Annotated in this window: 21 protein-coding genes and 1 pseudogene; 5 read left to right on the top strand and 17 right to left on the bottom strand. The window is 74.0% G+C overall.

Annotation, left to right across the window (positions count from 1 at the left end; translation table 11 throughout):
• Positions 1 to 374: 374 nt before the first annotated feature.
• Positions 375 to 1,826, bottom strand: a complete 1,452-nt coding sequence (locus tag IO29_RS29185; RefSeq protein WP_030382893.1) for a glycine hydroxymethyltransferase — start codon at positions 1,824 to 1,826, stop codon at positions 375 to 377.
• 321 nt (positions 1,827 to 2,147) lie between these two features.
• On the opposite strand from IO29_RS29185, the gene rocD reads away from it, so the two are divergent.
• On the top strand, positions 2,148 to 3,365 hold the full coding sequence (gene rocD, locus IO29_RS29180) for an ornithine--oxo-acid transaminase (RefSeq protein ID WP_033226736.1): 1,218 nt from the start codon (positions 2,148 to 2,150) through the stop codon (positions 3,363 to 3,365).
• A 7-nt stretch (positions 3,366 to 3,372) separates the two neighbouring features.
• Here the strand turns inward: rocD and IO29_RS29175 are convergent, their stop codons facing one another.
• Genes IO29_RS29175 through IO29_RS29165 form a run of 3 tightly spaced genes read right to left on the bottom strand, consistent with a single transcriptional unit; the run spans position 3,373 to position 6,414 of the window.
• Positions 3,373 to 4,596, bottom strand: coding sequence for a glutathionylspermidine synthase family protein (locus IO29_RS29175; protein ID WP_030382891.1), 1,224 nt, complete (start codon positions 4,594 to 4,596; stop codon positions 3,373 to 3,375).
• Positions 4,597 to 4,608: 12 nt separating this feature from the next.
• Positions 4,609 to 4,959, bottom strand: coding sequence for a hypothetical protein (locus IO29_RS29170; protein WP_030382890.1), 351 nt, complete (start codon positions 4,957 to 4,959; stop codon positions 4,609 to 4,611).
• 48 nt (positions 4,960 to 5,007) lie between these two features.
• On the bottom strand, positions 5,008 to 6,414 hold the full coding sequence (locus IO29_RS29165) for a MocR-like pyridoxine biosynthesis transcription factor PdxR (protein ID WP_030382889.1): 1,407 nt from the start codon (positions 6,412 to 6,414) through the stop codon (positions 5,008 to 5,010).
• Positions 6,415 to 6,461: 47 nt separating this feature from the next.
• On the opposite strand from IO29_RS29165, the gene IO29_RS29160 reads away from it, so the two are divergent.
• Positions 6,462 to 6,992, top strand: a complete 531-nt coding sequence (locus IO29_RS29160; RefSeq protein ID WP_030382888.1) for a carboxymuconolactone decarboxylase family protein — start codon at positions 6,462 to 6,464, stop codon at positions 6,990 to 6,992.
• A gap of 141 nt (positions 6,993 to 7,133) precedes the next feature.
• On the opposite strand, the gene IO29_RS35770 is transcribed toward IO29_RS29160, so the two are convergent.
• The 8 genes from IO29_RS35770 to IO29_RS29120 form a co-directional block, all read right to left on the bottom strand.
• Positions 7,134 to 8,060: a hypothetical protein gene (locus IO29_RS35770; RefSeq protein ID WP_158713256.1), complete on the bottom strand. Its 927-nt coding sequence runs from the start codon at positions 8,058 to 8,060 to the stop codon at positions 7,134 to 7,136.
• On the bottom strand, positions 8,057 to 8,419 hold the full coding sequence (locus IO29_RS29150; RefSeq protein ID WP_030382886.1) for a hypothetical protein: 363 nt from the start codon (positions 8,417 to 8,419) through the stop codon (positions 8,057 to 8,059). The genes IO29_RS35770 and IO29_RS29150 overlap by 4 nt, the downstream gene beginning before the upstream one ends.
• A 2-nt stretch (positions 8,420 to 8,421) precedes the next feature.
• A complete protein-coding gene (locus IO29_RS29145; protein WP_030382885.1) occupies positions 8,422 to 10,185 on the bottom strand; it encodes a hypothetical protein in 1,764 nt (587 codons plus the stop codon).
• Positions 10,186 to 10,324: 139 nt separating this feature from the next.
• Positions 10,325 to 11,377, bottom strand: coding sequence for a hypothetical protein (locus tag IO29_RS37165; RefSeq protein ID WP_051707986.1), 1,053 nt, complete (start codon positions 11,375 to 11,377; stop codon positions 10,325 to 10,327).
• Between the two features lie 138 nt (positions 11,378 to 11,515).
• Positions 11,516 to 12,505: a malate dehydrogenase gene (locus tag IO29_RS29135; protein WP_030382883.1), complete on the bottom strand. Its 990-nt coding sequence runs from the start codon at positions 12,503 to 12,505 to the stop codon at positions 11,516 to 11,518.
• 295 nt (positions 12,506 to 12,800) lie between these two features.
• The gene (locus tag IO29_RS29130; protein WP_030382882.1) at positions 12,801 to 14,054 is read right to left on the bottom strand and encodes a helix-turn-helix domain-containing protein; all 1,254 of its coding nucleotides are present in this window, start codon (positions 14,052 to 14,054) and stop codon (positions 12,801 to 12,803) included.
• A gap of 156 nt (positions 14,055 to 14,210) precedes the next feature.
• Entirely contained in the window at positions 14,211 to 14,882 is a 672-nt protein-coding gene (locus IO29_RS29125) for a response regulator transcription factor (protein WP_030382881.1), read from the bottom strand.
• Positions 14,883 to 14,976: 94 nt separating this feature from the next.
• Positions 14,977 to 16,107, bottom strand: coding sequence for a sensor histidine kinase (locus IO29_RS29120; RefSeq protein ID WP_051707988.1), 1,131 nt, complete (start codon positions 16,105 to 16,107; stop codon positions 14,977 to 14,979).
• A gap of 389 nt (positions 16,108 to 16,496) precedes the next feature.
• Between IO29_RS29120 and IO29_RS35760 the strand changes: the two genes are divergently transcribed.
• Entirely contained in the window at positions 16,497 to 16,889 is a 393-nt protein-coding gene (locus IO29_RS35760; RefSeq protein ID WP_158709394.1) for a peptidoglycan-binding domain-containing protein, read from the top strand.
• Between the two features lie 98 nt (positions 16,890 to 16,987).
• On the opposite strand, the gene IO29_RS40420 is transcribed toward IO29_RS35760, so the two are convergent.
• Together IO29_RS40420 and IO29_RS29105 are read right to left on the bottom strand one after the other, a co-directional pair.
• A complete protein-coding gene (locus IO29_RS40420; protein WP_030382878.1) occupies positions 16,988 to 17,446 on the bottom strand; it encodes a DUF3017 domain-containing protein in 459 nt (152 codons plus the stop codon).
• A gap of 280 nt (positions 17,447 to 17,726) precedes the next feature.
• On the bottom strand, positions 17,727 to 18,581 hold the full coding sequence (locus IO29_RS29105) for a bifunctional methylenetetrahydrofolate dehydrogenase/methenyltetrahydrofolate cyclohydrolase (RefSeq protein ID WP_030382877.1): 855 nt from the start codon (positions 18,579 to 18,581) through the stop codon (positions 17,727 to 17,729).
• A 302-nt stretch (positions 18,582 to 18,883) separates the two neighbouring features.
• Between IO29_RS29105 and IO29_RS29100 the strand changes: the two genes are divergently transcribed.
• Complete coding sequence (locus tag IO29_RS29100) at positions 18,884 to 19,477, top strand: single stranded DNA-binding domain-containing protein (RefSeq protein WP_030382876.1); 594 nt, start codon at positions 18,884 to 18,886, stop codon at positions 19,475 to 19,477.
• 90 nt (positions 19,478 to 19,567) lie between these two features.
• Here IO29_RS29100 and purH read toward each other — a convergent pair whose 3' ends face one another.
• The gene (gene purH / locus IO29_RS29095; RefSeq protein WP_030382875.1) at positions 19,568 to 21,139 is read right to left on the bottom strand and encodes a bifunctional phosphoribosylaminoimidazolecarboxamide formyltransferase/IMP cyclohydrolase; all 1,572 of its coding nucleotides are present in this window, start codon (positions 21,137 to 21,139) and stop codon (positions 19,568 to 19,570) included.
• Positions 21,136 to 21,792, bottom strand: a complete 657-nt coding sequence (purN, locus tag IO29_RS29090) for a phosphoribosylglycinamide formyltransferase (protein ID WP_030382874.1) — start codon at positions 21,790 to 21,792, stop codon at positions 21,136 to 21,138. The genes purH and purN overlap by 4 nt, the downstream gene beginning before the upstream one ends.
• Before the next feature lie 395 nt (positions 21,793 to 22,187).
• On the opposite strand from purN, the gene IO29_RS29080 reads away from it, so the two are divergent.
• The gene (locus IO29_RS29080) at positions 22,188 to 23,075 is read left to right on the top strand and encodes a hypothetical protein (protein WP_030382872.1); all 888 of its coding nucleotides are present in this window, start codon (positions 22,188 to 22,190) and stop codon (positions 23,073 to 23,075) included.
• A gap of 302 nt (positions 23,076 to 23,377) precedes the next feature.
• Here the strand turns inward: IO29_RS29080 and IO29_RS40415 are convergent.
• Positions 23,378 to 23,475, bottom strand: a pseudogene (locus IO29_RS40415) (HAD family hydrolase); the annotation flags it as partial.

Genomic DNA, 23,475 nt, shown 5'->3' with positions numbered 1-23,475 from the left:
CGGCAGGAGTTGATCGATCTTTGAGGGGTGGGATGTGGTGGGGGTGCGCGTGGATTTTTCTCGCCCCCGCCGCCCCTACCCGTCCCGTCCCTTCAAGGGGCTCCGCCCCTTGGACCCCGTTGGGTACGTGGTGGGGTGCGGGTGGGTGGGGGCTTGTCGCGCAGTTCCCCGCGCCCCTTACGGGGCACGGTGAGTGCTCGCGCCCCTCGCGGCGGAGCCGCGCAAAAGACACAGCCCCGCGCCCCATACGGGGCACGGTGACTCCTCGCGCCCCCGCGGCGGAGCCGCGCAGACAACACAGCCCCGCGCCCCTGCAAGGGGCGCGGGGAACTGCGCGAGCAACCACGACGCACCCGCACCCGACAACGAAGTTGTCAGCCCAGGTCGACCTCGGGGTAGAGGGGGAAGCCCGAGACCAGGTCCGTCGCACGGGTGGCGATCTCTTCCGCCGTCTTCGGGTCCAGCACGTGCTGGGCCATGGAGCGCGTGCCCTTGGCCGTCGTGCCCGGTTCCGTGGCGGTCAGGACGCGGTCGATGAGGCACGCGATCTCGTCCATTTCCTCCACGCCCAGGCCCCGTGTCGTCAGCGCGGGCGTGCCGACGCGGATACCGGACGTGTACCAGGCACCGTTCGGGTCGGCCGGGATCGCGTTGCGGTTGGTGACGATGCCGGAGTCGAGCAGCGCCTGCTCGGCCTGGCGGCCGGTGAGGCCGTAGGAGGAGGCGACGTCGATCAGGTTGAGGTGGTTGTCCGTGCCGCCGGTGACCAGCGTGGCGCCGCGCTTCGTCAGCCCCTCGGCGAGCGCGCGGGCGTTGTCGACGATCCGCTGGGCGTAGTCCTGGAAGGACGGCTGCCGCGCCTCCGCCAGAGCGACCGCCTTCGCGGCCATGACGTGCGGGAGCGGGCCACCGAGCACCATCGGGCAGCCGCGGTCGACCTGGTCCTTGAGGGAGTCGTCGCACAGGACCATGCCGCCGCGCGGGCCGCGCAGGGACTTGTGGGTGGTCGTCGTGACGATCTGGGCGTGCGGGACCGGGTCGAAGTCGCCGGTGAGGACCTTGCCGGCGACGAGACCGGCGAAGTGCGCCATGTCGACCATGAGGGTCGCGCCGACCTCGTCGGCGATCTCGCGCATGATCCGGAAGTTGACCAGCCGCGGGTAGGCCGAGTAGCCCGCGACGATGATCAGCGGCTTGAACTCGCGGGCCTGGGCGCGCAGGGCCTCGTAGTCGATGAGGCCGGTGGCCGGGTCCGTGCCGTAGGAGCGCTGGTCGAACATCTTGCCGGAGATGTTCGGGCGGAAGCCGTGGGTGAGGTGGCCGCCGGCGTCCAGGGACATGCCGAGCATGCGCTGGTTGCCGAAGGCCTGGCGCAGCTCGGCCCAGTCGGCCTCGGAGAGGTCGTTGATCTGGCGGACGCCGGTCTTCTGGAGGAACGGCGCCTCGACCCGGTCGGCGAGGACGGCCCAGAAGGCGACGAGGTTGGCGTCGATGCCGGAGTGCGGCTGGACGTAGGCGTGCCGGGCGCCGAACAGCTCGCGGGCGTGCTCGGCGGCGAGCGACTCGACGGTGTCGACGTTGCGGCAGCCGGCGTAGAAGCGGCGGCCGACCGTGCCCTCGGCGTACTTGTCGCTGAACCAGTTGCCCATCGCGAGGAGCGTGGCCGGGGAGGCGTAGTTCTCGGAGGCGATCAGCTTGAGCATCTCGCGCTGGTCGGCGACCTCCTGGCCGATGGCGTCGGCGACGCGGGGTTCGACGGCGCGGATCACGTCGAGGGCACTGCGGAAGGCGGTGGACTCGGTGGACAGGGGCGGCTGCTCTGACATCTCGGCCTCCGGGCGGCGTGGCGTACAAGTGGCGTACAAGCGGTCACGTGTCACGGTTCGGCCCAGGCGCACGGCACACACACGCACGGATCCCGCACCGTCACGGCAGGTCCGGGGCCGCTTCCCGATGGTCGGTCCCATCCCAGCGCGCCAGTCACGGCCCACGGCCAGCCTACCGGGCGCGGCGCGGCGACCGGGTCCGGCGTCCACCATACGAGCGGCGACAGGGAGCAGGGGGACACACTGGCACGCAGGGAGGGAAACCCGTACAGACGGAAAAGCCGTACGAGGGGACAGCCGTACGGACGGAAAGGGGACCCCGTGAGCACCCGCACCGCCGCCGCCCTGATCGCCGAGGCCGACGCACACTGCGCGCACACCTACCACCCGCTGCCGGTCGTCGTCGCGACGGCGGAGGGCGCCTGGATGACGGACGTGGAGGGGCGCCGTTTCCTGGACTTCCTGGCCGGTTACTCGGCGCTCAATTTCGGCCACGGCAACCGGCGGCTGCTCGACGCGGCCCGGGCCCAGCTGGAGCGGGTGACGCTGACCTCGCGGGCGTTCCACCACGACCGGTTCGCCGCGTTCTGCGCCGAGCTGGCCGCGCTGTGCGGCAAGGAGATGGTGCTGCCGATGAACACGGGCGCGGAGGCGGTCGAGACCGCGGTGAAGACGGCCCGGAAGTGGGGCTACCGGGTGAAGGGCGTGCCGGCGGAGATGGCGAAGATCGTCGTCGCGGGCGGCAACTTCCACGGCCGTACGACGACGGTCATCAGCTTCTCCACCGACCCCGAGGCCCGCGCGGACTACGGCCCCTACACGCCCGGCTTCGAGATCGTCCCGTACGGCGACCTCACCGCGCTGCGCGGCGCCGTCAGCGAGAACACCGTGGCCGTCCTGCTGGAGCCGATCCAGGGCGAGGCGGGGGTGCGGGTGCCGCCGCCGGGCTATCTGGCCGGGGTGCGGGAGCTGACCCGGGAGCGGGGGGTGCTGTTCGTGGCGGACGAGATCCAGTCGGGGCTCGGCCGCACCGGACGCACGTTCGCCTGCGAGCACGAGGGCGTGGTGCCGGACGTCTACGTGCTGGGCAAGGCGCTCGGTGGCGGGATCGTGCCGGTGTCGGCGGTGGTGGCCGACGAGGAGGTGCTCGGGGTGTTCCGGCCCGGCGAGCACGGCTCGACGTTCGGCGGCAACCCGCTGGCCTGCGCGGTGGCCCTGGAGGTGCTGGCGCTGCTGCGCACGGGCGAGTACCAGGAGCGGGCGGCCCGGCTGGGCGGGGTGCTGCACCGGCGGCTGTCGGCGCTCACCGGCGGCACGGGCCCGGTGACGGCGGTGCGCGGGCGCGGACTGTGGGCGGGCGTGGACGTGGACCCGGCGTTCGGCACCGGCCGGGAGATCTCGGAGCGACTGCTGGAGCGGGGCGTCCTGGTCAAGGACACCCACGGCTCCACGCTCCGCATCGCCCCGCCCCTGGTGATCTCCGAGGAGGACCTGGAGTGGGGGCTGGAGCAGTTCGCGGCCGTTCTGGAGACCCGGTGAGGCGGGCTCAGAGGATCACGTGCGGCAGGAAGCGGGCGTACTCGTCGGTGATCAGCCCGGCGGACTCGCGGATGCCGAGCCCCGCCGACTCGTCGCCGACGACCCATGCGCCGAGCACGGTCCGGTTGCCGTCGAAGTCGGGCAGCGGGGCGAACTCCTGGTAGCAGCAGGGCTCGTCGCGCAGGACCGCCCCGGCGCCCGGCTCGTGCACGGTGACGCCGGCGCCCTCGCGGCCGAGCAGCGGCTTGGCGACGTAGCCGGTGCCGGCGGCCAGTTCGCGCGGGCCGTCGAGGTACGCCGGGAGCAGGTTGGGGTGGCCGGGGTACAGCTCCCAGAGGATCGCCAGCAGCGCCTTGTTGCTGAGCAGCATCTTCCAGGCGGGCTCGATCCACAGCGTGCTGCCGGTGCCGCCGCCGTTGTCGAGGGTGGCGAGGACGTGGTCGGCGAACTCGTCGGTGGTGAGCCACTCCCACGGGTACAGCTTGAAGCAGGCGCGGATGAAGCGGAGCCGGTTGTCGACGAAGCGGGCGGAGAGCGGGTCCCAGCCGATCTCCTCCATGGAGATCCAGTCGGTCTCCAGCCCGGCCTGCTCCGCCGTCTCCTTCAGATACGCGACCGTCATCAGATCCTCGCCGAGTTCGTCGACGGAGGAGTGCGCGAAGTACAGCGGGCTGCCGGGCGGGAGCAGCGCGGACTGCTTCCGCCAGGAGTCGACCAGGCGTTCGTGCAGGGAGTTCCACTGGTCGGCGCCGGGGAACCGGTCCTCCATCCAGAACCACTGCGGGGAGGCGGCCTCGACCAGCGAGGTCGGGGTGTCGGCGTTGTACTCGAGGAGTTTGGCCGGGCCGCTGCCGTCGTAGCGCAGGTCGAAGCGGCCGTAGAGGGAGGGGAGTTCGGCGCGCCGCCGCCAGGCCTCGGCGACGGCCGCGGCGACGCGCGGGTCGGTGATGCCGAGGTCGGCGAAGCGGTCGTGGGCGACGATGTGGCCGGCGGCGGCGAGGCACATGCGGTGCAGTTCCTCGACGGTCTCCTCCAGCGCCTCGACCTCCGGCAGCGAGAAGACGTAACAGGCGCTCTCGTCCCAGTACGGCACCCAGGCGTCGTCGGGGACGGGGTCGCCCGCCGCCCGGACGGACTCCCAGGCGCGGGGCAGGGTGAGCGGGTAGATCAGCCCCTGGGCCTCGACGGTCCCCTGCCAGCCGGGGCGGGGGGTGAGGGTACGGCGTTCCATGCGGCTCGGCCCTCAGCTTCCGGAGCCGCCGCCCTTGCCGCCGAATCCGCCCCGTTTGACGCCGCCGCCGGTGCTGCCGGAGGAGCCGGAGCCCGAGTGCGGCTTGCTGAAGGAACCGCCGCTGATGCGCTGTCCCTTCTTCTTCCCGCCGTAGTACCAGACGCCGTTGACGCCGGACTTGGTGGAGGACGAGCGGCAGTACTTGCCGTCGACGGTGCGGTAGCCCTTGCCCGCGGTGTAACTGTCCTTGTCCACGCACCGCTTGTCCGGGTCGGACGAGCAGGCCGTGAGCGCGGCGGCGAGCAGCCCCACGCTTCCGAGGACGACCGTCGTGGACCGCATTTGCCGGCGTATGTCCGCCATCTTCCGTACTCCCCCGTGGCCGCTGTCGTTCCGCTGTGCGGCGGTACCTTACGGCACCGCCCGGCACAGCGCGTCCAGGGCCCCCGACCATGCGTGGTCGGGGGGCGTGCCGTAGCCGACGACGAGGGCGTCGGCGGCGGGCGCCGGACCGGCCTCCGGGTGGCGGTGGGGGAAGAGTCCGTGCAGGGCGAGGCCCTGCCAGGCGGCCGCCCGGACCACCGTCTCCTCGGTGCCCGGGGGCAGCCGCAGCACCGCGTGCAGTCCGGCCGCGATGCCGGTGGGCCGCACCTCGGGGGCGCGGGCGGCGAGGGCCGCGACGAGCTGGTCGCGGCGGCGCCGGTGGCGCAGCCGGGAGGCGCGCACATGGCGGTCGTACGCCCCGGAGGCGAGGAATTCCGCGAGGGTGAGCTGGTCGAGGACGCCGCAGCGGTGGTGGGCGCCGGCCGCCACCACCTCCCCGGCCAGCGCGGACGGCAGCACCATCCAGGCCAGCCGCAGCCCGGGGGCGAGGGCCTTGCTGGCGGTGCCCAGGTAGACGACGCGGTCGGGGTCCAGGCCCTGGAGGGCGCCGACCGGCTGGCGGTCGTAGCGGAACTCGCCGTCGTAGTCGTCCTCCAGGACGACTCCGCCGGTGCGCCGGGCCCAGTCGACGACCGCCGCGCGCCGGTCGGGGTGCAGGGGCACGCCGAGCGGGAACTGGTGTGCGGGGGTGAGGAGGACGGCCCCTGGTCCGCCGTGCGCGGACGTCAACTCGGTGGTACGGGTGCCGTGTTCGTCGACGGGCAGGGGTGTGGTGTGCAGGCCGGCCCGGGTCAGGACGTTCCAGTGGACGTCGAGCCCGTACTCGTCGACCGCGACCGTGCGCACGCCGCGCTCGCGCAGTACGGCGGCGAGCAGCGCGAGGCCGTGGGTGAAGCCGGCGCAGACGAGGATGCGTTCGGGGTCGGCGCGGACGCCGCGGGCGCGGGCGAGGTAGTCGGCGAGCGCGGTGCGCAGTTCGGGGCGGCCGCGCGGGTCGCCGTAGCCGAGGGCCTCGTGCGGGGCGCGGGCCAGGGCGCGGCGGGCGGCGCGGAGCCATTCGGCGCGGGGGAAGGAGGCGAGGTCGGGGGTGCCGGGGGTGAGGTCGTAGGTGGGGCGGGGGCGGGTGCGGGGCGGGGCCGCGGGGCGGCTGGGCGTGGTGACGGGGCGGTCGGCGACACGGGTGCCGGAGCCCTGGCGGGCGGTGAGCCAGCCCTCGGCGACGAGGTCGGCGTAGGCGTCGGCGACCGTGTTGCGGGCGATGCCGAGGTCGGCGGCGAGGGTGCGGGAGGAGGGCAGCCGGGTGCCGGGGGCGAGGCGGCCGGTGCGGACGGCGTCGCGCAGTGCGGTGGTGAGGCCGCGGCGGAGGCCGGTGCCGTCGCCGCGGTCCAGGTGCAGATGGAGGTCGAGCGCGGAAGTGGCCCGGTGGTTCGGCATGGAAGTGGACCATACCGTTGGGCTGCCCGGCTTCTAGGGTCGGTGTCATGACGACGAACGAGACGGTGAGCGGGACGACGGCGGGCGAGACCCCGGCCCCGGTGTACGCGGACGAGCACGCGCCCCGCTTGCAGTGGACCAAGTACGCGCCCGAGGTCTACAAGGCGATGGTCCGGCTGGACGCGGCCGCGGCGGACGGGCTCGACCCGAAGCTGCGGGAGCTGGTGAAGATCCGGGCCTCGCAGCTGAACCACTGCGCGTTCTGCCTGGACATGCATACGAAGGACGCGCTCGCGGCGGGGGAGAGCGTGGAGCGGATCGTGCAGCTGTCGGCGTGGGAGGAGTCGCGGCACTTCTACACGGAGCGGGAGATCGCGGCGATCGAGCTGACGGAGGCGGTGACGGTTCTGACGGACGGGTTCGTGCCGGACGACGTGTACGCGCGGGCGGCGGAGCACTTCGAGGAGGGGGAGCTGGCGAAGTTGATCGCGGCGATCACGGTCATCAACGCGTGGAATCGGTTCGGGGTGTCGACGCGGATGACGCCGGGGCACTACCAGCCGGGGCAGCGGGGCTGAGAAGGGCTCCGCCCCCCTGTGCCCCCCGGCACGGAGCTTCGCTCCGTTTCGCGCAGTTCCCCGCGCCCCTTTAGAGGCGCGGGGAACTGCGCGATCAGCCACGGACCGCCCGCAGCCGCCGAACGCACCGAACCCCCCGAGCTATTGGGCGTCGCCCGTTGTCATGTGGGCCAATGCCACCCGTGCCGTTTCCTCCGTGGTGGGCCAGTCGCTCTGCGGCCCTGCCGCCACCACCGCGTATTTCTTGCCGTTGTCCGCCGTGAACACGTACTCCACGCACTGCTTCCGCGTGCCGAGCTTCTCGCTGTCGTAGGCGTAGACGAGGCGGGCCGTGTCGTCGCCGACGGCGGGTGCCGCGTCGTCGGGGGCGGCCGTGCGGTCGAGGGAGATCTCCTCGTAGCCCGGCTGCTGGGCGCCCAGGTTCTTGGAGGACTGGGCCACCGCCTCGTACGGCGTGAGCTCCGGTTCCGTGACGACGAAGATTTGCAGCAGATTGCGGTCGCCGTCCGTGGCGTAGAAGACCCCGGCGTCGCGCTCGCTGCGCTTCCACCCGTCGGGCACGGCGAGCGAGAAGCCGGCGGGGTCGGTGACCTCCCGGTAGCCCGTCGGCAGCGCGCTCTCCGTCGCGGAGGGGGACGGTGAGGCGGAGGCTGACCCGGAGGCCGGGCCGCCGGCGCCCGTGTCGGCGTCCATGGGGGCGCCGTCCCCGCCCGCCGGCGCCGTCGCGGCCGTACGGGTGCGGTCAGAGCCGTCGTCGCCGTCGCCGCCGGTCAGCTTCAGCACGCCGTAACCGGCGCCGACCCCGAGCACGACGGCCCCGGCCACGACCTTCCACCACAGCGCACGCCCGCCCCCGGCCCCCGCCGGCGGCACGGGCGGCGCCGGGACCGTCGGCGCCGAGGGTACGTGCGGCAGATGCTCCGGCAGCGCGGGCAGCGGCGGCAGCGGGGGCGACGCCTCGCCCACGAGCGGAGCCGCGGACGGAGTCACGGGCGGACTCGCGGGCGCGTCCGCGTCCTCCCAGCGCTGCGTCTCCTCATTCCAGTGCCGCGCTCTTCCGCCCGTCACAGCCCGATCCCGAGCATCCCGGCCACCGCCCCCGCCGAGGCGAGCACGCTCAGCAGGGACTCGGAGTCGGTGAGCAGCGCCCGCAGCCGCTCGCGCCGGGTCGGCCCGGCCTGCCCCGTACTGGTGATCTCGTCCTCCGTGTCGGCGAGCGCGGCGTCCAGCTCGGCCGTCCGGTCGGTGGCGCGCACCCGAGTGAGATCGGCGCGCAGCTCGCGCACCGCCGCCAGCAGTTCCTCCGTCGCGGCGTCGCGCCCCGGCGCCGTGCCGTGGTGGCTCACCGCGCTGGCGTGACTGCCGATGGCGAACGTGCTGCCCGAGACGTTCCCCAGGGAGACGCTGGGCTCGTTCGTGTCAGCCATCGCTAATCCGTTCCCTTCTGCGGCGCGGCGGCCGGGCCGCCGCTCCGCGCGGTGGCGTGGTCGCCGACGGCGAAGGTGGAGTCCGCCACCGATTCGATGTTCACGCCGCCGTTGCTGATGTTGACGATCTTCTGGACGAATTCGCCGGTCTGGTAACCGGCGTCGGCCAGCGCGGTGCGCACCCCGTGCGCGATCCGGTCCTGCACGGCCCGCAGATAGCGGTCGACGTCCATGGTCTGGAACAGCGACCCGTCCGGCGCCGCCCCCAGCTCGCGCACCGACAGGGCGGGCCCCTCGGGCAGCGCGCCCGCGTTGCCCGAGGTCACCAGGCGCCAGCCGAACACGACCTGCCGGGCCAGCTGGTACACGGCCACGGCGGCCGCGGCCGGCACCCTCGGCAGGGCCCAGGCGGCCTTGCCGAGCAGGCTGTTGTGGTTGTAGCGGTGGGCGGTGCGGTCGGCCTCCTTGAAGTCCTCGCGCACCGGGGTGAGGACGTGCGGGGCGATCTCCAGCATCAGCATCCGGCCCTGGGTGTGGACGCGGACGAAGACGCTGACTACCAGCTCCTCCTCCCAGCCGCCGACCCGCACCCGCAGGAAGTGCCGCCGCTTCTCGGCGCCCTCCTCGACCGCGCGGGCCAGGTGGCTCTCGAAGTCCCCGGGGGCGTAGGGGGCGTCCTCGCGCCGCAGCAGCCCCTCGACCGGCAGGAACACACACTCGTCGATCTCCAGCCGGCGCAGCCGGTCGCGCACCGGGTGCTCGGCCGTCACGGCGGACTCCCGCAGCTGTTCGAGCAGCGGGCGGACGGTCTCCAGGACGGCCCGGTTGCTGAGCGGGCGCTGCTTCTTCGCCCCGTCGGGGCGCAGTTCGACGGCGAGCACCCAGGTGTCGTGCGCCGTGCCGGCCCCGCAGAACGGACGGGCCTCGTGGTACATGACCAGCGGCTGCCACTGCTCGGCCCGCACCCGCTGCGCCAGCCGCCGCAGCCGCCGCCCCTCCGCCTGCTCGGCGGGGTCGCCCGCCACGTCGGGGAAGCGCCGCGTGGACAGCTCGGCGGCCAGCGAGCGCGTGACCTGGCCGCGCTGGGCGGCGAGGAAGACGACGGTGAGCGCGAGGACGGCGAGGGTCAGCCAGGCGCCCAGGACGCCGAGCCACTCGTGCAGGGCGTCGGGGAGCGAGAAGTCGGAACCGCTCGACGTGCCGTACAGGTCGTCGTACGAGGACGAGTAGGACGGGGAGATGTCGTTCCCGCCGCCGCACCCGACGTACAGGGTGGCGGCGAGCAGGGCGGCGATGCCGAGGCGGCTGTACCAGCGCAGCAGGAAGGCGAACACACGCCGGTACATCGGCGGCTGCTCGCTCCGGCCGCGCACCCAGGGGGCGAGGGCGGAGTAGACGCCGAAGCCGAGGAAGAGGAGGAGGAAGTACCGGGTGAGCGGCATGCCCACCACCCACAGCCCCAGGATCGCCCCGGACCAGGCCAGTTCCAGCCGGCGGGCGCGCAGCGCGTGCGCCAGGACCCGGGCCGCGTCGAGCCCGAGCGAGGGCGCGGCCAGGCGCTGTTCGTTGAGGTACAGCTCGTCGATGACCCGGTCGCGGTAGGCGGAGTCCAGGTAGGTTCCCGCGCACAGCAGCCGGGTGGCCTCACTGGCGTACGCCGGTGTCACCGGCAGTTCCGGGAGCGACGCCGTGGCCGGGGCGGTCCCCGCCGACGTGTGCGGGTCCGGCTGTGGCTGTGGCTGTTGCGGCACGTAGGCGGTACTCACGCCCATCCCCCGATGGTCGAAACGCGCGTACATGACACGCGGTGTGATGGAGCATCAGCATAGTGCGGCACAGACGCCCCAGGAAGCGAATTGTCACCGTCGGTCAGCCCTGGGTCACCCCCGCGCGCGACCGGGGCGCTCACGCCGTCGGGCAGCTCGCCCCGGCCGGGCAGAAGGAGGCGAACGCCATGTCGAACGGCTCCTGGATGTCCGAGCCCTCCGGGCCGCTGGAGCGGAGCGCGTAGAGCGTGCCGTCGGCGGCGGTGAAGCGGCGGTCGATGACCTGGGTGGCGCCGTCGGACCTGTCGTCGTACCGGTAGTCGAGCTCCGCCCAGTCCGCCCCCGAGGAGCGGTCCAGGACGCGGTAGCCGGCGAGTTTTTCGGTGAAGCCGGCGGGGCCGTTCTCGGCGAGGTCCAGGGAGGCGGCGGGCGTCTGTTCGACCACCTCGAAGAGCATCAGGCCGCGCCCGTCGGCGGGCGAACGGTAGGTGACGACCTCGGCGCTGACCCCGCGCTCCGCCGTGCGCACCCAGCCCTCGGGCACGTCCACGCGGTAGCCGACGGGGTCCTCGGCCCGGCGGTACCCGGGCGAGGGCCGCGCGGAGGCGGCGAGCGCCGACTCGGTGTCCGACGGCGGGGCGTCCCCGGTGTCCGCCGGCGGCACGGCCGGCCGGCTCGCCGTGGCCGTGACGGTCACGGACGGGTGGGCTTCGGGGTGCCGCGCCGAGCCGTCCCGGGTCAGCCACCAGGCTCCCGCCCCGGCCCCGCCCCCGGCGAGCACGGCCAGCACGGCGACCAGCACCAGGACGGTGCGGGGGCGGCGGGGGTCCGGACCCGGGCCGGCCAGAGGGCCGGTCAAGGGGCCGGTCACGGGAAGCGGGCCGGTGACGGCCGTCGGCGGCTCCGGGTACGGCGGCACGGGGGCCGGCGGAGGAGTGCCGTACGACGACCACCCGGCCGGGCCCGGCGGCAGCGGGGCGAGCGGTGTGGTCGGGACCGGCGGTGGGGAGGCCGACGGCGTGGTCGGGGCGTCCGGCGCCGTCGACGGCGGCGAGGCTCCGCCGACCTGTGTCTCGGCCCCCGCCCACCAGGGCCGTTCCGGCGGCTGCTCCCCCGCCGGGGGCTGCGCGCCGACCGCGCCCCCGTCGTCGTCCACCCAGCGCTGCTGCTCCGCGTCCCACCGTTGGCGCATGTCCTACCGTCCCCCGAATCCTGCCCGGAACTCGACGATAGCGGCGTACACGCCGACAGGCCCCGTCCCGTACGAAAACGGGACGGAGCCTGTGCGGAACGGTGTAAGGGACCCCGGGCGCGGAGCGCGCCGGAGGGGTCAGATCAGGCCGAGGCCGCGGACCGCCTCGCGCTCGTCCGTGAGCTCCTTGACGGAGGCGTCGATACGGGTGCGCGAGAAGTCGTTGATCTCCAGGCCCTGGACGATCTCGTACTGGCCGTCCTTGGTGGTGACCGGGAAGGAGGAGATGATCCCCTCGGGCACGCCGTAGGAGCCGTCGGACGGCACGGCCATGGAGGTCCAGTCGCCGTCGGCGGTGCCGTTGACCCAGGTGTGGACGTGGTCGATGGCGGCGTTGGCGGCCGACGCGGCGGAGGAGGCGCCGCGGGCCTCGATGATGGCGGCACCGCGCTTGGCGACGGTCGGGATGAACTCCTCGGCCAGCCACTTCTCGTCGTTCACGACCTCGGCCGCGGACTTGCCGCCGATGCGGGCGTTGAAGATGTCCGGGTACTGGGTGGCGGAGTGGTTGCCCCAGATGGTCAGGCGCTCGATGTCGGAGACGGTGACGCCGGCCTTCTTCGCGAGCTGGGTCAGCGCGCGGTTGTGGTCCAGACGGGTCATCGCGGTGAAGCGCTCGGCCGGTACGTCCGGGGCGGCGGCCTGGGCGATCAGCGCGTTGGTGTTCGCCGGGTTGCCGACGACCAGGATCTTGACGTCGTCCGCCGCGTGGTCGTTGATCGCCTTGCCCTGCGGCTTGAAGATGCCGCCGTTGGCCTCCAGGAGGTCACCGCGCTCCATGCCCTTGGTGCGGGGGCGGGCGCCGACGAGGAGGGCGACGTTGGTGCCGTCGAACGCCACGTTCGGGTCGTCGCTGATGTCGATGCCCTGGAGCAGCGGGAAGGCGCAGTCGTCCAGCTCCATGGCCGTGCCCTCGGCGGCCTTGAGGGCCGGGGTGATCTCCAGCAGGCGCAGCTTGACCGGCACGTCCGCGCCGAGCAGCTGGCCGGAGGCGATGCGGAAGAGCAGGGCGTAACCGATCTGGCCGGCCGCGCCGGTGACGGTGACGTTCACGGGAGTGCGGGTCATGGCGTTCTCCGTAGGACAGCTGGCGGTGGGAGCGGATGATCGATCTCTTGGCGTCAAGAGATCGACGTCAGGCTATCGCGCATCCGGGACACCGCACGGTCGGGGTTCCTGTGGCCCGCCCCACAAGAGCCGGCGGCCGCCGGCCCGGGAGAGGAGGGACCACGGCGACCGCCGACCGGGGACCGGAACACCCGGATCCCGTGGGGGTACATTCCGCGTGCCCACGCTCCGCGGGGCCAACCCCGCGAGGGGGTGATTGTTTTGTGTACACAGGGGCGCGAGGAACCGCGCGGACCTACTCCACGCACCCGTCCCGCCCGGACACCAGCACCGCACACACCTCCGCGCCCCCCGCGCCCCCCACCCGCACCATCGGCGTGTACGCGTCCACGTCCCCCCGCTCCTCCACGACCCCCCGCTGCACCCTCCCCTTCGCCCCCGCCCCGTCGGGGGCGACCACCCGCACCGTCACCGCGTCCCCCCGCACCGCCCGCGTGATCCTCCCCCACGCCACCCCGCACACCTCGCTGTACCGGACCTCCACCAGCGTCGTCCCCACCGTGACGCTGTTCGTCGTACGGGCCCGGACCCCACCGCACCCCATCTCCTCCGGGTCCCTGCCGACACAGCCGGCCCCGGCGCACCGGACCCCGTCCGGCAGCGCGGGCGCGGCACTGGCCGTGGTGGCGGCCGGCGACTTCGCGGGCGACCGGCCCTCCGCCGCCCGGTCGCCGCCCGAGGTGAACCACACCGCACCCGCGACCACGGCGAGCGCCCCGGCGACCGCCGACAGGAAAACCGTCAGACGACGCCGCCGCCGCGCCCCCGGCCGAGGCCGGCCACCCGCACCCGACGGCCGCGCACCCGACGGCCGCGCGTCCTCCGGAACGCCGTCGGCCCGGGGGCCGTACGGCGGCACGGCCGGACGGTCGCGCAGCCCCGCGAGGACCTCGGCATCCGCCTCCCCCGCCCGCGGCGGCAGCGTCGGCGACACCCCGGCGGGCCCGGCCACCCCGGTTCTGACCGTCGTACCCCGCCCGCCGCCACCGGCCCCGACGCGCGCCCCCGCGTCCCCGGCCGGCACCGGACCCGGAACGGACCCCGGCGGCACCGGACCCCGAGCGGACCCCGGCGGCACGGGCTCCGGAGCGGGCCCCGGCGGCACGGGCCCCGGCGGTGCCGGCACCGGCGCGGGCCCGGCCTCCGGCTCCCGTTCGCCCAGCGCCTCCCGCGCCTGCGCGATCCGCAGCGCCTCCATCGTCATGTCCTGCCGCATCTCCGAGCGGCTCCACGCCCGTTCGGCCAGCTCCCACATCGTGGTGAGGTGCTCCGGATCGGCCCCCGTGACCTCGGCCAGTGCGAGCACCGCGCCCTTGGGCGCGAGCAGCCGCCCGCCCAGGTACCGGTCCCACGACGTCCGGCTGTAGCCCGTGCGGTCGGCCACCGCCGCGACGCTCAGCCCGCTGCGGTCCACGAGCCGCCGCAACTGCCCCGCGAACTCCTTGAGCTGTGGATCGAGTTCCTCCGGCAGGCCCTTCCAACGAGGCATGACGTCCCTTCCCCCCTTGCTCCCCGCACCCTGTGCCCCCACGCCCGGCACCCCCGCCGGCCGCGTACCGGACCAGGATTCCAGGTCCGGGGACCGGACCGCAGCAGGGCGTCACGGCGGCGGCCGCCAACCGCCCCCGACCGCCGCCGACTTGTGTCAGCCGCCGGGCGTGACCAGTCCTGTCTCGTACGCCACGACCACCGCCTGCGCCCGGCTGTCCAGGTCGAGCTTGGTCATCGTGCGGTTGAGGTGGGTCTTGACCGTGGCCTCGCTGATGTACAGCCGGTCGGCGATCTCCAGGTTGGACAGACCGCGGCCGATGAGACCGAGGACCTCGACCTCGCGGGTGGTCAACGCGCCCAGTTCCGGCGGCGGTCCGGACTCGCGCGGCCGGCTTGCGGCCCGTCCGGCGAACGCCTCCACCAGCCGCCGGGTGACGCTGGGCGCGAACAGCGCGTCCCCGCCCCGTACGGCGGTCACGGCGGCGAGCAGGCGCTCGGGGCCCGAGTCCTTCAGCAGGAACCCGGAGGCGCCCGCGCGCAGCGCCCCGTAGACGTACTCGTCGAGGTCGAAGGTGGTGAGCACCAGGACGCGCGGCACGGGGTCGGTGGCCTGGGCGAGGATGCGTTCGGTGGCCCGGACGCCGTCGGTGCCGGGCATCCGGATGTCCATGAGGATGACGTCGGGCAGGGTCGCGGCGGCGATCCGCACCGCCTCGTCGCCGTCCTCGGCCTCGCCGACGACCTCGATGCCGGGGGCCGCGTTCAGCAGTCCGACGAGGCCGGCCCGGATCAGGAACTGGTCGTCGACGACGAGCACCCTGATCATGCGCCCCGCCCGTCCCGCCGGGCCCGCGCGTCCCGCCCGAACGACCGCTCCGGCAGCCCGTGTCCGCCGCGTCGTCCGGTCGTCCCGTGTCCGGTCATTCCGTGCGGTCGTCCCCCTGCCGAGTGGCCGCGGCCGAGGTCGGCAGGGTCAGCCGTACGGCGAACCCGCCCTCGCTCCGCGGGCCGATGCTGATCGTCCCGCCGTAGAGCTTGGCCCGTTCGCGCATGCCAATCAAGCCGTGCCCGCCGCCACCGGCGACTCTGTCCGGAATCACCCCCTCCCCGTCATCGGTGACGCTCACCGTCACGTGGTGCGGCAGGTAGTCGACCCGGACGACGGCGCGGGCGCCGCGGGCATGCTTGAGGACGTTGGTCAGCGCCTCCTGCACGACCCGGTACGCGCACAGGTCGACGCCGGGCGCGAGGGGGCGCGGGGCGCCCTCGACGCGGAGTTCGGCCGGGACGCCGCCCGCGCGCACCCGCCGCACCAGGTCCTCCAGCCGGTCGAGTCCTGGCATGGGCGCGGCCGGTGCGCCGCCCGGGCCGCCGTCAGGGCCGCGCAGGTCCTCCTCGCGCAGCACCTGGAGCATGCGGCGCAGCTCGTCGAGCGCCTCGGCGCTGGTGCCGGCGATCGTGTCGAGGGCGGTGCGGGCGGTGGTGCGGTCGGAGTCGAAGACGAACCGGGCGAGGCCGGCCTGCACGGAGATCACCGACATGTGGTGGGCGACCACGTCGTGCAGTTCGCGGGCGATGCGGCCGCGCTCCTCGGCGACCTCGCGGCGGGCCCGCTCGGCCTGTTCGGCGCGGAGCCGGCGGGCGAGTTCGGCGGAGCGCCGGGCGAGGGCGCCGAAGCGGACCAGTACGGCGGAGAACAGCAGGCCCTGGCCGACGACGGACGGCATGGAGGAGCCGTCGGTGACGAGTCCGGCGTAGAGCCACAGGCCGTTCAGGACGGCGGCGCAGCACAGGGCGGTGCGCAGCCGGCGCAGGGCGGCGACGGTGTAGAGGGCGAGCATCGGGCCGAAGGTGCACACCACCGGCCAGTAGCCGAGCCCGACGTAGACCGCGTCGGCGGCGCCGACCACCGCGAACACGGTGACCGGGGCGCGGCCGCGCAGCGCCACGGGAAGCTGCGACAGGGCGATCCAGGGCAGGGCGCGGGCGTCCAGTTCCGGCCACCCCTGCGCGGCGGACTCCCGGCCGAGCAGCAGGGCGACGGCGCCCATGGCGAGCGCGGTCAGCGCGTCGACGACGTACGGGGCGTGCGGGACGCGCGGACGGGCGGCGCGCAGCCGGGCGGCCAGGGTGCCGTCCGTGCGGGCGGCACCCGGGGGGACGGTACGGGGACGGGTCGGCCGCGGGCGCATCGCCGCAGCGTAACGCCGGTGCACCGGGCGGCGAGTCAACCTTTCGCGGTACCGCGGGAGTTGCAGGAACCGCGCGGCTACCACGACCGGTGGGCGAACGGTTCCACCCGTCGCGGGACGCGGGGGCGGAGCGGCCCCCGTACGTTCTTGCCCCGGCGGCACCGCTCGACCGGCGGGGCCGCGCACGGCGGGTCGAACGGGGGACCCAACGGGGGGACCCGGCCCGCGAGCGGAAGGAACACGCAGACGTGAAGACACGCAAGCGCATGGCCCTGGCCGTCACCACGGCGGCTCTCGGCGCGGGGCTCGCCCTCGCCCCCGCCGCGAGCGCCGCGCCGGCGAGCGCCGCGCACAGCACCGCCGCGGCGAGCGCCTCGTGCGGCTACTACAACGGGACCGCACTGACGAAGGCGGGACAGACGGGCTCCGCGGCGCGGGCCCGCATCAGGGAAGTCCAGTGCCTGATCAACGTGAACACGGCGTACCCGACGATCCTGGACGAGGACGGCGCGTTCGGCACCAAGACGTACAACGCCGTGCTCACCGTGCAGAAGAAGGCCTACCCGCACACCAGCAGCGAGTGGGACGGCCAGGTCGGTCCGCACACCTGGGCGAAGCTGCGCGCGGGCGTCTGGTGGTAGGCGTCCCCCCGCTCCAGGGGTGAGGCACACGGTGGCCCGTACTCTTCCGGGGGAGAGTACGGGCCACCGTCATGCCCATGGGGACGCCTGCGGCCCCCTCACGTACGGATCGTGAAGTGCAGCGTGTCGTCCAGGAACGGGATGACCAGCCAGGGGCTCGGCTGCACCATCAGCGCCAGCAGGACGATGACGGCGCCGAGCGTGCCGTAGGTGACCAGGTCCGTGAAGCGGGAGCGGACGGCGAGCATGCCGACGTCGGGCAGCGCCCAGCGCAGGGCCGCCCCGCCGAGCAGGGCGACGCCGATGAGGATCGTGCCGACGCGGAACACGTCGAGCGCGGTGAGCAGCAGTCCGAGCCCGACGGTCAGCAGCACGGCGAGGATCGGCCACTGCCGGGCGGGCGCGGGTGCGTCCCCGGGCGCGGCACGGCCGCCGCCCTCGGGCGGGGCGGTGTCCCGCGTGAACAGCGGGAACCGCCGCACGCCGCGCCGCGCCCGCTCGAAGCGGCCGCCCACGGCGACGGGGTCGCGCACGGCGATGGGGTCGCGCACGGTCAGCTCGCCCTCGTCGTCGCCCGCACCGGCATCCGCGGGCCCGCCGCCCGCGGCCGCCGGATCACCGGCTGCGTCGGACGGTGCGTCCTCCGGAGCCGCCGGTTCGCGGCGCGTGGTGTCCGTGCCGGCGCCGGACGCGCCGTCCGGCGTCCGGTCGTTCCCGGCGGTGCCGGCCGACCGGGCGCGCGCCCGCGCCGCACGGGCGCCGCGGGCCGCCGGCGGCGCGTCCGGCGCCGTCGGCCGCGCGCCGTCGTCCTGGGCGGCTTCGCCGTCCTCCGCCCGCTCAGCCGACACTGCGCTCCGCCGCCTCGACCACGTTGACGAGCAGCTGGGCGCGGGTCATCGGGCCGACGCCGCCCGGGTTCGGGGAGATCCAGCCGGCGACCTCGGTGACGTCGGGGTGGACGTCGCCGACGATTTTGCCCTCGGCGTTGCGGGAGACGCCCACGTCGAGGACGGCGGCGCCGGGCTTGACGTCCTCCGCGCGCACCAGGTGCGGCGCGCCCGCCGCGGCGACGATGATGTCCGCCCGCTTCAGGTGGGCGGACAGGTCGCGCGTGCCGGTGTGGACTTGCGTCACCGTCGCGTTCTCGCTGCGCCGGGTCAGCAGCAGCGGCATCGGCCGCCCGATGGTCACCCCGCGGCCGACGACCACGACCTCCGCGCCCTTGATCTCCACGCCGTGCGCGCGCAGCAGCGTGAGGATGCCGTTGGGGGTGCAGGGCAGCGGCGCGGGCTCGTTGAGCACCAGCCGGCCGAGGTTCATCGGGTGCAGTCCGTCCGCGTCCTTGGCGGGGTCCATCAGCTCCAGGATGCGGTTCTCGTCGATGCCCCTGGGCAGCGGGAGCTGCACGATGTACCCCGTGCAGGCCGGGTCCTCGTTCAGTTCGCGGACGACGGCCTCGATCTCCTCCTGCGTCGCCGTCGCGGGCAGTTCGCGCTGGATGGAGGCGATGCCGACCTGCGCGCAGTCGCGGTGCTTGCCGGCGACGTACTTGTGGCTCCCGGGGTCGTCGCCGACCAGGACGGTGCCGAGGCCGGGCGTGACGCCCTTCTCCTTGAGGGCCGCCACGCGGGCGGTCAGATCGGACTTGATCGCGGCTGCGGTGGCCTTGCCATCGAGAATCTGGGCGGTCATGACCCCATCCTCCCGGATGACCGCCCGACGGTTCCAATCCGGGTCGCGATGCGAGACCGCCGGCCGGTCCGTGCGGTCCTCCGCGGCACACGGCAATCCGCCCTGATCAACGCATGATCGGAAGGTTGCACTTGCACAACACATATGGCATGGCTCTGGACAAACGAGCGCGCCCCTGAGAACCATGACCGGGCAGTGCCGCGGGCAGTACCGGGGGGACGGACCGCTCATTCTCACCACTTCCTCCGCAGCGCGCCGCGTGTCCCCGCACTCGAACGGCAGATGGAGGGAAGAAGAGCGCCATGAGTTACGGCGACCCGAACAACCCCTACGGCGCCCCGCAAGAGGGCCAACAGCAGCCCGGTTACGGCGCCCCTCAGCAGCCTCACTACGGCTACCCGCAGGGCCAGCAGCCCGGATACGGCTATCCGCAGGCTCCCCCGGTCCCCCAGTACGGCGGCGGACCCCCCATGACATCGATGCCGGGCACGGTGAGCGCGGCGCGCGCCCTGCTGTGGGTCATCGTCGGCCTCCAGGTCATCGGCGTGGCCGTGTTCGCCATCGCGGCGGTCGGCATCAACGCGGCGAAGGACGACAACGGGGTGAAGGACGACTCCGACTTCCAGCGCCTGGCCGACCAGTCGACCGGCGTGATGTGGGCGTTCGTCGTCTTCGGCGTCGCCTGGCTGATCTTCGCCATCGTGCTCGCGACCAAGTTCAACACCGGTGGCAACGGCGTCCGCATCACCACCCTGGTCTTCGCCATCGTCACCGCGATCGCGGGCATCTACCCGTTCATCATCGTGGGCCTGGTGCACACGGTGCTGGGCATCCTGATCGCCATCTTCGTCGGCAACTCGACGGGGTCGGCCTGGTTCAACCGCCCCCGGTACTGACCGGGCGCGGCGCCTGTACGGCACGACGGCCCCGGGCCGGCGGCGGTAAAGCCGTCGGCCCGGGGCCGTCGTCGTGCGGCCGCGGCCGTATCAGTGGAAGAAGTGCCGCGTCCCCGTGAAGTACATCGTCACGCCGGCCTTCTTCGCCGCCTCGACGACCAGCTCGTCACGGACCGAACCGCCGGGCTGGACCACGGCCTTCACGCCGGCCTCGGTGAGGATCTCCAGACCGTCCGGGAAGGGGAAGAACGCGTCGGAGGCGGCGTACGCCCCCCGCGCGCGCTCGGCGCCCGCCCGCTCCACCGCGAGCTTGGCGGAGTCGACCCGGTTGACCTGCCCCATGCCGACGCCGACCGAGGCGCCGTCCTTGGCGAGCAGGATCGCGTTGGACTTGACGGCCCGGCACGCCTTCCAGGCGAACGCCAGCTCGGCCAGCTCCGCCTCGGAGAGCGCCTCGCCGGCGGCCAGCGTCCAGGTGGCGGGGTCGTCGCCCTCGGCCTGGAGCCGGTCGGTGACCTGGAGGAGGGCGCCGCCGTCGATGGGCTTGACCTCGACCGGGGCGGCGGGCGCCTCGGGGGCGCGCAGCACGCGGATGTTCTTCTTCTTGGTGAGGGCTTCGAGGGCGCCGTCCTCGTAGTCCGGCGCGACGATGACCTCGGTGAAGATCCCGGCGACCCGCTCGGCCATCTCCTTGCTCACCGGCCGGTTGACGGCGATGACGCCGCCGAACGCGGACAACGGGTCGCAGTCGTGCGCCTTGCGGTGCGCCTCGGCGACGTCCGCGCCGACCGCGATGCCGCAGGGGTTGGCGTGCTTGATGATCGCGACGCAGGGCTCGTCGTGGTCGTACGCGGCACGGCGGGCGGCGTCCGTGTCCGTGTAGTTGTTGTACGACATCTCCTTGCCGTGCAGCTGCTCGGCCTGGGCGAGGCCGCCGCCCTCGGGGGAGGTGTAGAGCGCGGCGGGCTGGTGCGGGTTCTCGCCGTAGCGCAGGGTGTGGGCGCGCTCGTAGGTGGCACCGAGGAAGTCCGGGAAGCCGGACTCGTCGACGGGGGCGTACTCGGCGGCGAACCAGGAGGCCACGGCCACGTCGTACGCGGCGGTGTGCTGGAAGGCCTCGGCGGCCAGCCGCTTGCGGGCGGCGAGGTCGAAGCCGCCGTCCTTGACCGCGGAGAGCACGTCCCCGTACCGGGCGGGGCTGGTGACGACGGCGACCGAGGGGTGGTTCTTGGCCGCGGCGCGCACCATCGACGGGCCGCCGATGTCGATCTGCTCGACACACTCGTCGGGCGCGGCACCCGAGGCAACGGTCTCGCGGAACGGGTACAGGTTGACGACGACGAGGTCGAACGGCGCCACGCCCAGCTCGTCGAGCTGCTGCCGGTGGCTGTCCAGGCGCAGGTCGGCGAGGATGCCGGCGTGCACCTTGGGGTGCAGGGTCTTGACCCGGCCGTCGAGGCACTCCGGGAACCCGGTGAGCTCCTCGACCTTGGTCACGGGGACCCCGGCGGCGGCGATCCGCCCGGCGGTGGAGCCGGTGGAGACGAGTTCGACCCCGGCCTCGTGCAGCCCGCGGGCGAGCTCCTCGAGTCCGGTCTTGTCGTAGACGCTGACGAGCGCCCTACGGATGGCCCGCTTGTCGGTTCCGGCGGTGGCGGTCACTGGATAACTACCTTTCGTCCCTCGATGCGATAGCCGTTGCGGGCGAGCCGCCCCACGACATCGACGAGCAGCCTTCGCTCGACTTCCTTGATGCGCTCGTGCAGCGCGCTCTCGTCGTCCTCGTCCCGGACCTCCACCACGCCCTGCGCGATGATCGGCCCGGTGTCGACGCCGTCGTCGACGAAGTGGACGGTGCAGCCGGTGACCCGGGCGCCGTACGCGAGCGCGTCCCGCACACCGTGGGCCCCGGGGAAGCTGGGGAGGAGGGCGGGGTGGGTGTTGACGAACCGTCCACCGAACCGCGCGAGGAACTCCTTCCCCACGATCTTCATGAACCCGGCCGAGACGACCAGGTCGGGCTCGTACGCGGCGACCGCCTCGGCGAGCGCCGCGTCCCACTCCTCACGGGTGGCGTGGTCCCGGACCCGGCAGACGAAGGTGGGCAGCCCGGCACGCTCGGCGCGGGCCAGCCCCTCGATGCCGTCGCGGTCGGCCCCGACGGCGACGACCTCCGCGCCGTAGGCGGCGGCTCCCGCCTCGGCGATGGTGTCGAGCAGCGCCTGGAGATTGGTGCCGGATCCGGAGACCAGGACGACGAGACGTCCGGTACGGGGACGGCGTCCGGCCACGGGAGCCACGGGCTTGGCGGCCACGGCGGGCCCTTTCGTCGGGAGGAGCATGCGGTGTTCGGGCGGCGCGTACGACGTTCTTCTTTGTACGTTCGTACGAATGCTTCGGGCCCCCGCATACGGGGAAGCCTACGAAGCGGCCGACCGTCAGCAACGATACCGGCACACCGGACAACCCCCGGGGGACGGGGGCGGAGCCGGGCGGTAGCGTGCGGGGAACGACCCGTGCGCGCGGGACGTTCACAGGTCGGGTACGCGACACCCGGGCACGACGCCACGGGTACCGGGGTACGGGTCCTCGTGACCGGTACGCACGCCCGGGGTGCGCATCCGCACACCCGTACGCGCAACGCTGACGAGCCGCACGGACCGCACCGCACGCCGCCCGCCGGAACCACCAAGGGGAAGACGCACACCTGATGCCGGACAGCCGTTTCCGACACCCGCACCTCCTGCCGCGCGAGCGGCACCAGCCCCCGTACCCGTCGCACGGGGGCACGTCCGCGCCGGGCGGGGAGGGGCCGGGGGCGACGGACGGATCCGGCTCGGACTCCGGGTCCGGTCGCGAGGGCGACGACAACCCGTTCGCCCCGCCGCCGGAGGGCACCCCGGACCGCCCCTGGCAGCCGCGCCGGCCGGAGGGCGGCCGGGGGTCGGGCAGCTCGGCCTGGGGCGGCCAGGGCGAGGGCGGCCAGGGTCATGGGCAGGGGCAGGGTCATGGGCAGGGCGGCTCCGCGTGGGGGAGTCAGTGGAGCGACCGGCAGCCGGGCCCGTCGACGGACGGCAGCTTCGGCACGCGTCCGGACCGCCGGCCCGGCGGTCCGGAGGGCCCCGACGGCGGCCCCGGTGGCCAGGGCGGACCCAACGGCCCCGGCGGCCCGGGCAACACGGGGATGCGCTGGGACCCGACCGACCCCGCCCAGCGCAGGGCGCGCTACGCGCTCCTGTCCGGCATGTGGGCCTTCTTCTTCGTGCTGTTCGGCTGGCCGTCGGTGTCACTGCTGCTGGGCGCGCTCGCGCTGTACTGGGGCGTGAGCGCGTTGCGCGCCAAGCCCCACCGCCCGGAGAACGGCACACCCGCCCCGCCGGCCCCGCAGCCCCCGGGCCGCCGCCCCCAGACGACGGCAGCGGTGAGCGGCCTGGTCACGGCGTCCCTGGCACTGCTCATGGTGGCGACGACGTTCACCGCCCACCTGGTCTACAACGACTACTACACCTGCACGAACGACGCCCTCACCACCACAGCCGAACAGAACTGCGACTCCCTGCTCCCCCACCAACTCCGCGACCTCCTGAGCACGCCGTAGGGGGCACTTCCTGAGCACGCCGTAGGGGCACCTCCTGGGCACGCCGTAGGGGCGCGGAGCGCGGGTGGGCGGGGGCGCCCCCCCACGGCACCTCACTCGGCCGGCGCTCCCGGCTCCGCCCCATCCACCGGCAGGAAGTCGTACGCATCCTCCGGCTCCACCCCCCTCTTCGGCTTCGTCACCCCCTCCTTCGCCCCACCCGCCTTCGCATCCGAACCCCCAGGCACCGCCGCAGGCGCGGCTCCGGGCACGGACGCCGACGCCTCCCCCCGCACCACAGAGACCAGCCACCGCAGCACCCCCACCGGCACCCCCACCCCCTCCAAACTCGCCCTCCCGTGCGACCCCCCGGTGTACAGCACCGCCCCCACCCCCGCCCGCTCCGCGGCCACCGCGTCAT

Origin of the sequence: Streptomyces sp. NRRL F-6676 (genome assembly GCF_000725625.1) — a bacterium.
Classification (GTDB): Bacteria; Actinomycetota; Actinomycetes; order Streptomycetales; family Streptomycetaceae; genus Streptomyces.
The sequence above is the reverse complement of the archived record's forward strand: the minus strand, read 5'-3'. Positions and strand labels throughout refer to the sequence as shown.